12 protein-coding genes are annotated in these 12,692 nt (G+C 63.1%); 3 read left to right on the plus strand and 9 right to left on the minus strand.

Annotated features, from left to right (window positions below; all coding sequences use genetic code 11):
- Positions 1-34 precede the first annotated feature (34 nt).
- A complete protein-coding gene (locus AC1Q80_RS21920; protein ID WP_492361828.1) occupies positions 35-1,168 on the plus strand; it encodes a serine hydrolase domain-containing protein in 1,134 nt (377 codons plus the stop codon).
- A gap of 73 nt (positions 1,169-1,241) precedes the next feature.
- On the opposite strand, the gene ade is transcribed toward AC1Q80_RS21920, so the two are convergent.
- The 3 genes from ade to AC1Q80_RS21935 form a co-directional block, all read right to left on the minus strand.
- Positions 1,242-3,032 carry an adenine deaminase gene (gene ade, locus AC1Q80_RS21925; protein WP_492361829.1) on the minus strand — a complete coding sequence of 597 codons (1,791 nt, stop codon included), beginning with the start codon at positions 3,030-3,032 and terminating at the stop codon, positions 1,242-1,244.
- A gap of 72 nt (positions 3,033-3,104) precedes the next feature.
- A complete protein-coding gene (locus tag AC1Q80_RS21930) occupies positions 3,105-4,508 on the minus strand; it encodes an NCS2 family permease (protein WP_492361830.1) in 1,404 nt (467 codons plus the stop codon).
- Positions 4,509-4,567: 59 nt separating this feature from the next.
- Positions 4,568-6,367, minus strand: a complete 1,800-nt coding sequence (locus tag AC1Q80_RS21935; RefSeq protein WP_492361831.1) for an adenine deaminase — start codon at positions 6,365-6,367, stop codon at positions 4,568-4,570.
- Positions 6,368-6,475: 108 nt separating this feature from the next.
- On the opposite strand from AC1Q80_RS21935, the gene AC1Q80_RS21940 reads away from it, so the two are divergent.
- Positions 6,476-7,435, plus strand: a complete 960-nt coding sequence (locus AC1Q80_RS21940) for a LysR family transcriptional regulator (protein WP_492361832.1) — start codon at positions 6,476-6,478, stop codon at positions 7,433-7,435.
- A 19-nt stretch (positions 7,436-7,454) separates the two neighbouring features.
- Here the strand turns inward: AC1Q80_RS21940 and AC1Q80_RS21945 are convergent, their stop codons facing one another.
- From AC1Q80_RS21945 to AC1Q80_RS21970, 6 genes are all read right to left on the minus strand, one after another.
- Entirely contained in the window at positions 7,455-7,805 is a 351-nt protein-coding gene (locus AC1Q80_RS21945) for a DUF1801 domain-containing protein (protein ID WP_492361833.1), read from the minus strand.
- A 10-nt stretch (positions 7,806-7,815) separates the two neighbouring features.
- On the minus strand, positions 7,816-8,097 hold the full coding sequence (locus AC1Q80_RS21950) for a VOC family protein (RefSeq protein WP_492361937.1): 282 nt from the start codon (positions 8,095-8,097) through the stop codon (positions 7,816-7,818).
- A gap of 166 nt (positions 8,098-8,263) precedes the next feature.
- Entirely contained in the window at positions 8,264-8,659 is a 396-nt protein-coding gene (locus AC1Q80_RS21955) for a VOC family protein (RefSeq protein ID WP_492361834.1), read from the minus strand.
- 93 nt (positions 8,660-8,752) lie between these two features.
- Positions 8,753-9,532, minus strand: coding sequence for a helix-turn-helix domain-containing protein (locus AC1Q80_RS21960; protein WP_492361835.1), 780 nt, complete (start codon positions 9,530-9,532; stop codon positions 8,753-8,755).
- Positions 9,533-9,744: 212 nt separating this feature from the next.
- On the minus strand, positions 9,745-11,100 hold the full coding sequence (locus AC1Q80_RS21965; protein ID WP_492361836.1) for an ATP-binding protein: 1,356 nt from the start codon (positions 11,098-11,100) through the stop codon (positions 9,745-9,747).
- Positions 11,100-11,762: a response regulator gene (locus tag AC1Q80_RS21970; RefSeq protein WP_492361837.1), complete on the minus strand. Its 663-nt coding sequence runs from the start codon at positions 11,760-11,762 to the stop codon at positions 11,100-11,102. Before AC1Q80_RS21970 ends, AC1Q80_RS21965 begins: the two co-directional genes overlap by 1 nt.
- 157 nt (positions 11,763-11,919) lie before the next feature.
- Between AC1Q80_RS21970 and AC1Q80_RS21975 the strand changes: the two genes are divergently transcribed.
- On the plus strand, positions 11,920-12,633 hold the full coding sequence (locus AC1Q80_RS21975; RefSeq protein ID WP_173423454.1) for a L,D-transpeptidase: 714 nt from the start codon (positions 11,920-11,922) through the stop codon (positions 12,631-12,633).
- The last annotated feature ends 59 nt before the right edge of the window (positions 12,634-12,692 follow it).

Below are 12,692 nucleotides of genomic sequence, written 5' to 3' on the forward strand. Positions count from 1 at the left end.
ATTTTGCCAACGTCGATATCACGGAGGAAGTGGAATGGACGAGATGACAGTCAGTGACAGCGCCAGGCTTGCCGATCTGAGCCGACTGCTTGGAGGCTACACCAACGAGGGTGCCGTCGGGGTTTCCCTGGCCTTCTCGCAGGGTGATAGCGAGATCGTGGCCGTGACGTCGGGAATGTCCGATCGGGCGCGGGGCATGCCGGTCTCGCCGACGCAGCTGTTCAAGATCGGCAGTTGCACCAAGACGTTCACCGTTGCCGCCCTGATGAGGCTGGCCGAAAGCGGTGCCGTGGATCTGAGCGCGCCGATCTCGCACTGGTTTCCGGATCTGCCGGGAGCGAGCGCAATTTCCGTGCGTCAGCTCGTCAATCATCGCGGTGGGCTGCCGGAATTCGAGTACGACATACCGATGACGCCGGACCGCATCTGGACGCCGGCGGAACTGGTCGATCTCGCCTTTCAGGCCGGCGGGCAGGCGGCGCCCGGTGGCCCGGCCGTCTACAACAACACCGGTTATGTGCTGGCCGGCATGCTGATCGAAGAGATCAGCGGCCGGTCACTCGGCGCCTATGTCCGCCAGCAGGTGCTCGAGCCGCTCGGGCTCGAAAATACCTGGTCGCCCGCGACCGAGAGCTTTCCTGCCGAGCGCATGGTGCGCGGCTACTATCACCGCCCACCACCGGCGGCGAACGCGGGTGCGGGTATCGCTGCCGGCGCCGAGATGTGGCGCATGGACGGCGTGCTTCCCTATTCCGACGCGCTGCAGGATTCCTCGGATTCGTTTCCGTTCACGGCCGCCTACGCCTGCGGTGACATGGTCTCGACGCCGGGCGACATGGTCGCGTTCATGCGGGGGCTGTTCGGCGGCAAGCTGCTGACCCGCGAAATGTTCAGGGAGATGAGTGAAGGCCGCGTCGCGGTCAGCTTTCCCGGCACGCGGATGCGTGAGACCGGGGCAGGGCTGTTCCAGAGCAGCTACGCCGACCGGCTTTTCTACGGTCACCAGGGTAGCATTCCCGGCTATGTCACCGTGATGCAGCACGAGCCGATCTCGGGCCTGACGATCGCCATGACCAGCAATGTCGGCTCGGGCTACCGGATGTCCTTCTACGCCAGCGGTCTGCACCCGGTGCTCGATCGGGCCGTTGGCATCATCCTCGACAGCTAGGTCGCCGGACATCTCCCACACGTTTCGAAACCAGATCTCGACCGCCCGTTCGGGCGGTCGAGTGTCTTTGCAACTACGAAATGACGACGTCGACCTTCTCGAAAGTCCTGACATCGATCAGGCCCTTGTCGGAAATACGCAGCTCGGGGATGACGACGAGCGCCAGCAGCGAATGCTGCATGTAGGCATTGTTCAGGCGGCAGCCGCAGACGCGCATCGCCTCGACGAGTGCTGCGGCCTTGTCGGCCACGATCTCGGCGCGCTGGTCCGACATCAATCCCGCCACCGGCAGCTCGACCAGGGCCAGCTCCTCGCCGCCCTTGATCACGACGATGCCGCCGCCGACTTCATGCAGGCGGTTGGCGGCCTTGGCCATGTCGTCCTTGTTGGTGCCGACGACGATCATGTGGTGGCTGTCATGGGCAACGGTGCTGGCAACGGCGCAGTCGCTGTCGTAGCCGAAGCCGGAAACGAAGGCGTTGACGACGTCGCCGGTGCCGCGGTGGCGTTCCACCAGCGCGATCTGGCAGACGTCCTTCGCGCGGTCCATCTCGATGATGCCGCCTGTCGCCGAAAGTTCGGCCTCGAGCGCCCGCGTCGGCGCCTGGTTCTCGACGACGCCGATCACCCGCACGCGCGCCCGCGTTTCGGTAGAGTTGAGGCCGATGTCGAAATCGCCTGATTTCAGCGTCTTGCCGAGATGAACCGTGTCGCGGGCACTTGCCGGATAGACGAAGGGTGGGATGTCGCGCACCAGCGCCCCGGAATCCGCCAGCAATTCGCCACGGGCAAACACCATCTCGATCGGAAGGGCCGCAAGGTCCGAGGTGATGATCAGGTCGGCGCGCCTTCCGGGCGCGATCGAGCCGAGTTCGCGTTCGACGCCGAAATGCTGGGCGGTGTTGAGCGTCGCCATCTGGATGGCGGTGATCGGCTTCAGACCTTGCGCGATGGCGTGGCGCACCACCCGGTTCATGTGGCCGTCGTGCACGAGGGTACCGGAGTGGCTGTCGTCGGTGCAGAGCAGGAAGTTGCGCGGATCGACACCGGCCTCGGTGATAGCCTTGACCTGGGCTGCAACATCGAACCAGGCGGAACCGAGCCGGAGCATGGCGCGCATGCCCTGCCGGACGCGGGCAATCGCGTCCTCGACGGTAGTCCCCTCGTGGTCGTCGGCCGGGCCGCCTGCGGCATAGGCGTGAAACTCGCGGCCAAGATGCGGTGAGGCATAATGACCGCCAACGGTTAGCCCGGCGTCCTGCGTTGCAGCGATTTCGGCAACCATCTTCTCATCGTTGAAGGCGACGCCGGGGAAATTCATCATCTCGCCGAGGCCGATGATATTCGGCCAGCTCAGGGCTTCGGCCACATCCTTGGCCGAAAGTTCGGCACCCGCGGTTTCGAGCCCGGGCGCACTCGGCACGCAGCTCGGCACCTGGACATAGACGTTGATTGGCAGGCTCTGCGCCTCGTCGTTCATCAGCTTGACGCCGGCAAGGCCGAGCACGTTGGCGATTTCGTGCGGATCGATGAACATCGTCGTGGTGCCATGCGGGATGACGGCGCGGGCAAATTCGGTGACGGTGACGAGGCCGCTTTCGACATGCATATGCGCGTCGCAGAGCCCCGGCACGAGATAGCGGCCGCCAGCATCGACCACCTTCGTGCCTTCGCCGATCGTATGGCTGGCGTCGGCCCCGACATAGGCGAAGCGACCGGCTTTGACTGCAATGTCGGTGTGCGGGATGATCTCGCCGGAATAGACGTTGACCCATTTGCCGTTGCGGATCACGAGGTCCGCCGGTGTGCGGCCCATGGCGACGTCGACAAGCTCGGGTGCGGTCCTCGACCAGGATTGAAGCATGACAGGTTCCTTCGAATGGAGACGATGCCGGCGCCCCTTCGCACGACTGGAGACAAGGGGCGCCGGGAGGCGTTACTGGGTCTGGGCGACGAGCGCTGCCGCAAGCAGGGCGACGAACCACATGACCGGCTTTACATCACCCGCCCGGCCGCAGACCAGCTTGATCAGCACATAGGCGATGATGGCCAGTGACAGGCCGAGGGTGATCGAGAATGTCAGCGGGATCAGCACGATGGCGAGGAAGGCAGGGATCGCCTCGTCGATGTCGGTCCAGCGGATCTTGCTCATCGGTTCGGACATGAAGAGACCGGTGAGGATCAGCACCGGTGCGGTTGCCACGGCCGGAACCAGCGACAGGAGCGGCGACAGGAACAGGAACGGCACGAACAGCAGCCCGGCGACAAGGGCGACGAGACCGGTTCTTCCGCCCTGGGCAATGCCGGCGCCGGATTCCAAGTAGACGGTGGCGGGGCTGGTACCGAGCGGCGCCGAGATCAAGGCTGCGACGGCGTCGACATGCATCGATTGCTTGATGTTGCGCGGCAATCCCTGTTCGTCCTTGAGGTCGGCCGCTTCGGCAAGGCCGAGGAAGGTCGAGAGCGCCTCGATGAAGTTGGTGAACAGGAAGACGAAGATGAACGGTACGTAGATCAGGCTGAGGGCGCCAACGAGATCGATCTGGCCGACGAAGCTGAAGTCGGGTGCTGCGGAAAATCCGCTCCAGTTGACGAGCGTATGGACGTCAGGTGTGTCCGGCCAGAAGGCGCTGCCATCGCCCCACCAGCGGCCGATCGGGATCGACAGGATGGTGGTGAGGATCATGCCGGCCATCATCGCACCGGGAACCTTACGAACCACGAGGCCGACGGTCAGGATGAAGCCGGCGATGAAGGTAAGGGTAACCGGGTTGAAGGTCGTCAGCCCCACGATCGTGTCGGGGTTGGCGACGATGAACTTGGCGTTTTCGAAGCCGATCAGCGCGATGAACAGGCCGATGCCGCAGGCGATGCCATAGCGCAGGTCGACCGGGATCGCCTCGATGATCGTCTGGCGCAGGTTGAAGAAGGCCATGACGGTGAAGAGCACGCCGGCCCAGAACACGCAGCCGAGCGCGATTTCGAGCGGCACCTTGGCGCCGACGACCATCGTATAGGCAAAGAGCGCGTTGATGCCCATGCCCGGCGCCACCAGGATCGGGCTTCTCGCATAGAGCCCCATGGCGCAGCTGCCGATGAAGCTGACGAGCACCGTCGCCGTGACGCCCGCCGAAAATGGAATACCGGCATGGGACAGGATCGACGGGTTGACGACGATCACGTAGGAGGCCGCAAGAAAGGTCGTCAATCCCGCGAGGATTTCGGTGCGGATCGTCGAGCCGAATTTGGAGATCTGGAAGTAGCGGTCGAGCAGGCTGGCAAGCCGGGAGGCTTGCGCCCTGCCAGAGGCCGGCTCCACGGCCTTGGGTTGGTAGTTCATTGTGTTCCCCTTTTTTTGAAGTGAGGAAGGGGCCGGCAATGCCGACCCCTTCCAAGGCTTTATTCCGCTGCTGCGCGCTCGTCCTCGCCACCATTCCCATGAAGCGGCGAGATCACTTTCAGCTGGACGCAATCGACGACCCCGAGATCGGTGATGGCATATTCCGGGATCGCGGTGATTTGAAGCACGAACATGTACATGAACGGCCATGGCAGGGTGCAACCGAGCGCGCGTGCCGCGTCGTCCAGCTCCTCCTCCAGCGCCGCCATGTCAGATGGCTCGATGTCGGAGACGATGCCGCCGATCGGCAGGTGCAGGAAGGAGACGACCTTGCCGTCTTTCACCACCACCTGGCCGCCATGGTTGGAGATCAGGTGGTTGATCGCGACCAGCATGTCTTGCGGGTTGGCGCCGATGCAGATGATGTTGTTGTCGTCGGGTGCAGTCGAGCTGGCGATCGCGCCTTCGCGCAGTCCGAAGCCGGAGGTGAAGGCAACCGGCCGGTTTTTCGTCTTGCCGTAGCGCTCGACCACGGTGACATACTGGATGTCCTGCGCCGGGTCGGCGAGCGCGCAGCCGTCCTTGACCGGCAGGGTGACGTCGCGGCGGGTGCGCACGAAGATCTTTTCCGGGGTGACGGCAATTGCCATGGCTGCGACAGTGTCGCCGACACCGTCGTAGCGCAGCTTCAGATCGTCGAGTTCAAGCGGTGCGACCTTCATCGAGGTGAGCAATTCGGCGCTGCGCGGCGGCGGCACCAGTTCGATGGCCATGCGCCCGTCGCGGGCGACCTCCTCGCCCTTGGCGATGACGGCGTCGATCCGGAATTCGCGCAGGTCGTTGACCAGCAGGATGTCGGCGGCTCGGCCGGGCGAGATCGAGCCGACCTTGTCGTCGATGCGCAGCGCATCGGCGCCGTTGATCGTCGCCATCTGGATCGCTGCCATCGGCGAAATGCCCATGGCGATCGCCATGCGGACCATGTTGTCAAGGTGGCCGCGCTTCAAGATGTCGCTGGCAACGACGTCGTCGGTGCAGAAGCTGATGCGGCGCAGCGCCTTGACGCCCATCTCGGTGACGATGCGCAGATTGTCGGAAAGGAAGTGGGAGATCGAGGATTCGCGCACGACGACGTGCATGCCGGCCCGAAGCTTCTCGAGCATTTCCTCAGGCGAATAGCTTTCGTGGTCGGCGCGCACGCCGGACTGCTGGTAGCCGTTGAGGCGCGCGCCGCGCGTCATCGGGCAGCAGCCGAGAACCGGCAGCCGGCTCTTTTCGGCAAGCTCGAGCGCTGCCAGCACGTCGGGGTCCTCTTCCTGGATGAACTCGCGCACCGTTTCCCAGATGCCGACGCATTCCGGCCAGTGGTGCGTTGCCTGGTGATCGGCCGGGCTGAAATAATGGCCGACGGTGGAGCGCGGCATGGTGTAGGGGGTCTTGCACGGCGCGCCCCAGAACACCTTGAGCGGTGTCTCCCGCGCCTCGTCGAGGAATTCGCGCGCGGCGGCCGGGCCGCCGACGACGATGATCTGGTCGAGGCCGGTGACGATCGACGTGGTGCCGAGCGGCACGACCGCCTTGGCAAAGCTCGTCAGCGACATTTTCGAGCATTCGACGTGCAGATGGCCGTCGATCATGCCGGGTGCCAGGTACTTGCCGGTGGCATCGATGATCTTCGTGTCCGGCCCTACATAGTCGGAGATGTCGCCGACGGCGATGATCCGCTCGCCATAGATCGCGACATCGGCCTGGTAGATCTCTTCCGAAACGACGTTGACCAGCCGGCCGCCGCGGATCGCCAATGTGGCCTTGTTGCCGGTGCCCGAGGCTGCCCGGATGAATTCTCTGATATTGCTCACTGAAACCACTCCCTTAGCGTCGATGAAGTTTCCCAGTTTGGTTTCGTTTGTACAATGGGCCGAAATGGCGTATTTCTCGGACATATCATCCAAGATTTTGGACGAAACATGGACCTCTCGCTTCTCGACTGCTTCGTCAAAGTTGCCGATTCCCGTTCGATTTCAGCGGCTTCGCGCCTGCATCGATTGCCGAAATCGACACTCAGCCACAAGATCCGCCAGCTGGAGGACGAGTTCGGTATCGAACTTTTCGTGCGCGAGGGGCACCAGTTGCATGTGACCGATGCCGGAGCCGAGTTCCTGCGCTATGCCCGGCTGATCCAGTCGAATTGCGAGGATGCGGCAACGGCGATGGCTGAGATGCGCCAGGAGGTGGCGGGCACGCTGCGCGTCGGCTCGACCGGCGAATTCGGCACGACGATCACATCCGAGCTGCTTTACGCCTTTCGGCAGCAATACCCGCAGGTCAATCTCGACGTGGTTTTCCTAAGCTCCAGGCAGCCGTTCTCAGATGTTACCGAACAGGCGCTCGACGGCATCTTTCACTGGGGCGAACCGTCTGATGTCGATTATATCAGCCGGCGGCTTTCGGTCTCCTCCTACGGCCTGTTTGCCAGTGCAGACTATATCGCCCGGCATGGCCAGCCTTCGACGCCGGACGCGCTCGCAGGCCATCGCGGTCTTGTCTTTCGCCAACCGACACGGCTGCAATCCTGGTATCTGACACGCGAGGGTGCTGGCGAGGTCGATCTGCTTCCGGCCGCAACCTGCACCACCAACGACTATTGGACGATCAAGTACTTCGCGGTCGCCGGCGAGGGTATCGCCTACCTGCCGGAATTCTTCGTGGAGACGGAGCGGCAGGCAGGACTGCTGCAGTCGGTGCTGCCTGATTGGTCCTCGCCGAAGACGGCGATCAACCTGATCTATTCGCGGCGCCGGCACGTATCGAAGCGCTTCAGGGCCTTTGTGGAATTCTGCATCGACTTTTATCGCGATCGCGAGCGCACAGGCATCCCGCGCTATTATGTCGAGAAGGTCAGCATGCCGAACGCTGCAGGCCGCTGATAAGGCGCATTCGTTCCGATCAACTGGCGGCCCCCAACGCCATGCCGACATAGGCGGCGACATGCCTCTCCGCGATATCGGACAGGGATTGCATCTTGATGTGGCGGCGTCCCTTGCCTTGACCCATCAGCACGCCATGGGTGTCGGGCAATGCGGCGCCTTCGCTGAATTCGAGAGTGACATGCGCGGTGTAGGGAAAGATGCCGCAGAACGGTCGCGCAGCGGAAAATAGCAGTCCGCCATATTTGATCTCTTCCGAAATATCAGGGCCGGATGCCAGCACGATCTCGCGCAGGTGCGAAACGATTGCGAACTGGGTCTCACCGCGGTCGCGGATGTCGACGAGGAATGTTTCGATACGTTTATCCATCGTGGCCGCCTCACACCTTGAAGAATGATTTGAACTCCGGTGCCGGCTCCCGGTCGGAATAGATGTAGAGGGCGATTCCGTTCGGATCCTGGATGGCAAAGCCGCGGTCGCCCCACGGATGATCCTCGATCGCAGCACTTGGTTCCACGCCCGATGCGGAGATCTCAGCGTAATCAGCGTCGACATCATCAACTCGAAAATTGTAGGTCAGGCCAGCAGGGCTGCACAAAGCCTGTCCCGCCTGTGGCTCCATGAACTGCAAGGACTGCCCGCCCTCGAATTCAAGGCTGATGTACCAGCCACAATCAAAGACAACCGCCGCGCCGAGGCAGTTCGTGTAAAAGTTCTCTTGTCTCGTCGATCCGCTGGGTGGTGATGCAGGGCGAGGCGGTCATGGGCTGCATTTGATATCTCCATTCAGTGAGATCCCCGAGGCATCTGCGTTGTCAAGGAACGGCTCAGGAGCGCACGGCCGAGGCGATTTCGATCAGGCAGCCATTGATGTCACGGACATAGCCGACGATCTGGCCCCAGGGCTTTTCTTCCGGCGGTTTCACCGGGCTCGCGCCCGCGGCGACGGCTTTGTGATACGCGTCATGAGGATCAGCGAAGATCAGCGCAAGCTCGAACCCCGGCGCCAGATCGGTCCTGCGGTTGGCGCGGATGGCGAAACCGTTCATCTCGGCCATCGCTTCGCCGGCAAAGGCGAGGGTCGTCTGGCCTGTCTCCATCTCGGCATAACGTTTGCCGTCGTGGACGAACTTGCGCTTGAGACCGAACGCGGCCTCATAGAAGGAAACTGTCGCCATCACATCGGCAACATAGACAATCGAGTACCCAAAGCTTGGCGTCATATCTGTCCCCTCGATGCACGGCACCGCCACGGAAGGGGCGTGCCAAAGATCAGATAGGTATTCTCCTGAGTTCAATCTTGAACAAATCGGACATCACTCACCGAGCGTAACGAGGGTGACATCAGGAAGGCGGGCTGGAGAGAAGCCGCCCATGCGGCGAAAGACGCGGTTCATGTGAGCCTGATCCGCATAGCCGGCCTCCAGTGCCGCCTCTGCCGGGCTCAGCCGATGGTCGCGCAGAAGACGCAAGGCACGGTGAAACTGGATAATGCTCGCGAAAGCCTTGGGTTTGAGACCGGTCGCCCTGATGAGAACGCGTTGAACGGTGCGCTCGCTGACACCATGCATGGCCGCCACCTCGCCGACGCGAAGGCGGCCGCCGGCCGCATGGAATGCGCTGATCACGCTCGCGCTGATCGGGGCAGGGGCGAGGCCGCTGGAGAGACTGCGCTGACGGACGAACGCGGCGAGACGTACCGCCAATTCGTCACGATCGAGGGCGGGCGCACAAAGCGTTTCGAAATCGGGCAGGGCCGCGAGCGCATCGTCTCCAGTCAAGTTGCCGTCGGCCAGGCCGTTTGGCTCGAAGCCGAGAATTCTTTCGAAGAAGCCGGGGCGCATGCGAATACCGACAAATCCCATGCCCGGCTCGAGCGCAACGTCGTAGAACCGCGTCGTCGGTCCGGTTACCACGACCGTGATTGCCGTGATCGGCGTCAGTCTGGCGTCAAACCGCAGGACGATGTCGCAACGCCCGTCAGGCAGAACACGATACGTCCCGTTGCGATCGCTGGTCGAAACCCAGACGGCTTCGAACCCGCTCGCATGGTCGGCAAGGTCGTGGAGTTCCGTGTAGCGAGCCGATGCTGTCATTCGAAGCCAAGTCAGAGTTTTCGCACCGCCTCGCCCGGGTGGCCAGCCGAATGCCGGGCAACCGTATCGCTCCGGAACCCGGCAAGCCGTCCGCGGTCGTAGGGCTTCGATACACGTTAAGAGGGTGGATATAAAGACATCTGAGCACGGCTGGCCGCGCCGCGCGAGGGCGGTGGTCCCGCGCTGCTCCGATGACGCGGCTTCGCATCAACTTATGCGATGAGGCGATTGGGCAGGATGATCATGGCGGATAGCCCGCCTGTGGCTCGATTTTGCAATCGCAACATCGCGCCGGCATGGTCGAGCGCGAGTTCGGCGATGCTGAGGCCGAGGCCGCTGCCGATTGCCGCCTTGAAGCGGCCGCGGAAGAAGCGCTCGGTAACGTGGGGCATTTCTTCCGGCGGGATGCCGGGACCATCGTCATTTACCGCGATCGCCACGTTGCCCGCATCGGTTTCCAGCGAGCAACGGATCGTGCCGCCGGCCGGTGAATGATGCAGTGCGTTTTCCATCAGGTTGCGGGCAGCAAGCCGGAGCAGATCCGCATTGACCCTGGCCCGCAGTTCGAAGAGGCCCAGGTCGATCACCACAGTGACGGCGCGACCGGCGTGGCCGAGAAGCTCGCTGCGGATCGAGGCTAGCATGTCGCCGGCATTGACCTCGGCCGCGGGCGGCGTCGTTTCGGACGCTTCGACAGAGGCGATGTCGAGCAGTTGCCGAACGAGGCGTCCGGTACGGTCGACGCCCGCAACAATCTGGCCAAGCGCCTTTTCGCGGATCTCGGCATCGTTGCTTGCCAGTGCCACCTGTGCCTGCGTCTTCAGCCCGGCGAGCGGCGTTCTCAGTTCATGGGCGGCAAAGGCGATAAAATTCTGTTCGCGCTGACGCGCGCCGGCGACGCGGCCGAAGAGACCGTTGAGCGCGCCAAGCACCGGGCTGATCTCGCTGGGCGTCGCGCTTTCGTTGATGGGGTGCAGGTCCGACGCATCGCGCGCGGCAAGATCGCCCGCCAGTTTTCTAAGCGGCGCCAGTCCGCGCCCGACGCTCAGCCAGATGAGTGTCGCAAGCAACGGTATGATCAAAAGAGCCGGAAACAGCAGGCCTTTGACCACGTCGTTGACCAGCCTGTCGCGGATGCGCAGGTTGTCCCCGACCAGAACGCGTACGCCAAGCTCGGCATTCTCGACCGCATAGACCCGCCAGGTCTCGCCATTGATCACCGTCTCTGAAAGCCCGGTCGCATGCGCGGAAAGCGTCGTGTCCGGTGCACTGTCCGATTTGCCGATCAGCGTCCCGTCCAGCGACCAGATCTGGCAGGAAAGCTGCCGGTCATAATGCGGGTGGTCGAGCACCGGGATCTTCGCCTTGGTCTGCGCTGGCCTGTCCGGGTCGATTTCCTGGTTGACCACGAGCGAACTCACCATCTTCGCCGCCTCCATCAGCCGTGCGTCCAGCACCTGCTCGACCTCGGCACGGGTGCTGAAGAAGATCCAGAGTGTGGCCGAAAGCCACATCAGCCCGGTGGTGACGAGCAGGATGACGAAGAGGCGGGCGCGGATCGAGCGCATCAGTTGTCGCCGCCGAGACGGTAGCCAATGCCCCTGACGGTTTCGATCAGGCCGGGGCCGAGCTTGTTGCGCAGGTGATGGATATGGACTTCGACGGCGTTGCTTTCGACCTCTTCCTGCCAGCCGTAGAGCTTGTCCTCCAGCGTCGTCTTGGAAAAGATCGCGCCTGGCTGCGACATCAGCGCCTGCAGGACCGCGTATTCCCGACGCGAAAGCCTGACAGGCGTGCCGGACTTTTCCACCGATTGCCGGGCGGGATCGAGCCGGATCGACGCCCATTCGATGAGGGCAGTCGAGCGGCCGGCGGAGCGGCGGGCAAGAGCGCGCAGCCGTGCGGCCACTTCATCGAGATCGAAGGGTTTGCCGAGATAATCGTCAGCGCCCATGTCGAGTCCGCTGACGCGATCGGCGACCGTGTCGCGGGCCGTCAGCAACAGCACCGGGGTATCGTCGCGCGCGGCGCGCAGTTTTTTCAAGACGTCTGTGCCGGAACCATCCGGCAGCATGAGATCGAGCACGACGGCGTCGAAGCTGCCGGCGGCCAGCGCCGCATCGGCGCTCTCCCGGGTGGCGACGGCATCGGTGGTAAAGCCGGCAAGGGCCAGCCCAACCTTCAGCCCATCCCGCAAGATGTCATCGTCTTCGACAATCAGTACCCGCACTCAAGATCTCCACGTGCAATCGACCGCGGTTGTTTAACACGTCCCTTAAGGCAGCCTTAAGGTAGCGCATTCCTTTGGGGTCATCGTAACAACCCCTTCGAGTCGATGAATGTCCGATAAAGACCAGCCGAACCCATTGCCATCAGCGACAACCCATATGAGTCTCGGCGGCACGCTGACGCGCCGCAGCCTTTTCGTCGGCGCAACCGCCATGCTTTTGTCCGGCTGCGCAGCGACCGCGCGCCCGACACCGAAGCCAGTGGTGGTCGAGACGCCACCGCTGCCACAGGGCGCCGTGCCGCCGATGTATTATGCAATGCCGAACGAGCCGTTTCCCATTCCGGAGGTGAATATTTCCGAGGTGGATCCGAAGTTCTGGCGCCAGGAGGTCGACTACCCGACGCAGGAGCGCCCAGGCACGATCATCGTCGATACGCCGGCGAAGTACCTCTATCACGTGCTGCCTGGCCAGCGCGCCATGCGCTATGGCATCGGCGTCGGCCGCGAGGGCTTCGCCTGGTCCGGGCGGGCGGTGGTCGCCTACAAACGGAAATGGCCGCGCTGGACGCCGCCCGACGAAATGGTGGCGCGGCAGCCGAAGCTCGAACCCTACAGCATCAAGAACGGCGGCATGGGGCCTGGCCTGAAAAACCCGCTCGGCGCGCGGGCGCTCTATATCCACAAGGACGGCAAGGACACGCTTTACCGCATCCATGGCAGTCCCGAGGCGCGCTCGATCGGCAAGGCCGTCTCGTCCGGCTGCATCCGCATGCTCAACCAGGATGTGGTCTATCTGCACGATCAGGTCCGCGACGGCAGCCCGATCGTCGTCATCCCGGATCCGTCGAAGGCGCATCTCGCCACGAGCTGATTTGGGCTTGGCGTGCCAGCGACGGTCTACCGTCCGGCTAACTTAACCGTCTCTGGCCC

The sequence above is a fragment of the Ensifer sp. GW823-FHT05D09 genome (genome assembly GCF_058795755.1).

What these genes read in the sequence shown, in the direction of transcription:
- AC1Q80_RS21920 (WP_492361828.1), top strand. Translation starts at nt 35, where the DNA reads ATGGACGAGATGACAGTCAGTGACAGCGCCAGGCTTGCCGATCTGAGC.
- ade (WP_492361829.1), bottom strand. Translation starts at nt 3,032, where the DNA reads ATGCTTCAATCCTGGTCGAGGACCGCACCCGAGCTTGTCGACGTCGCC.
- AC1Q80_RS21930 (WP_492361830.1), bottom strand. Translation starts at nt 4,508, where the DNA reads ATGAACTACCAACCCAAGGCCGTGGAGCCGGCCTCTGGCAGGGCGCAA.
- AC1Q80_RS21940 (WP_492361832.1), top strand. Translation starts at nt 6,476, where the DNA reads ATGGACCTCTCGCTTCTCGACTGCTTCGTCAAAGTTGCCGATTCCCGT.
- AC1Q80_RS21945 (WP_492361833.1), bottom strand. Translation starts at nt 7,805, where the DNA reads ATGGATAAACGTATCGAAACATTCCTCGTCGACATCCGCGACCGCGGT.
- AC1Q80_RS21955 (WP_492361834.1), bottom strand. Translation starts at nt 8,659, where the DNA reads ATGACGCCAAGCTTTGGGTACTCGATTGTCTATGTTGCCGATGTGATG.
- AC1Q80_RS21960 (WP_492361835.1), bottom strand. Translation starts at nt 9,532, where the DNA reads ATGACAGCATCGGCTCGCTACACGGAACTCCACGACCTTGCCGACCAT.
- AC1Q80_RS21965 (WP_492361836.1), bottom strand. Translation starts at nt 11,100, where the DNA reads ATGCGCTCGATCCGCGCCCGCCTCTTCGTCATCCTGCTCGTCACCACC.
- AC1Q80_RS21975 (WP_173423454.1), top strand. Translation starts at nt 11,920, where the DNA reads ATGAGTCTCGGCGGCACGCTGACGCGCCGCAGCCTTTTCGTCGGCGCA.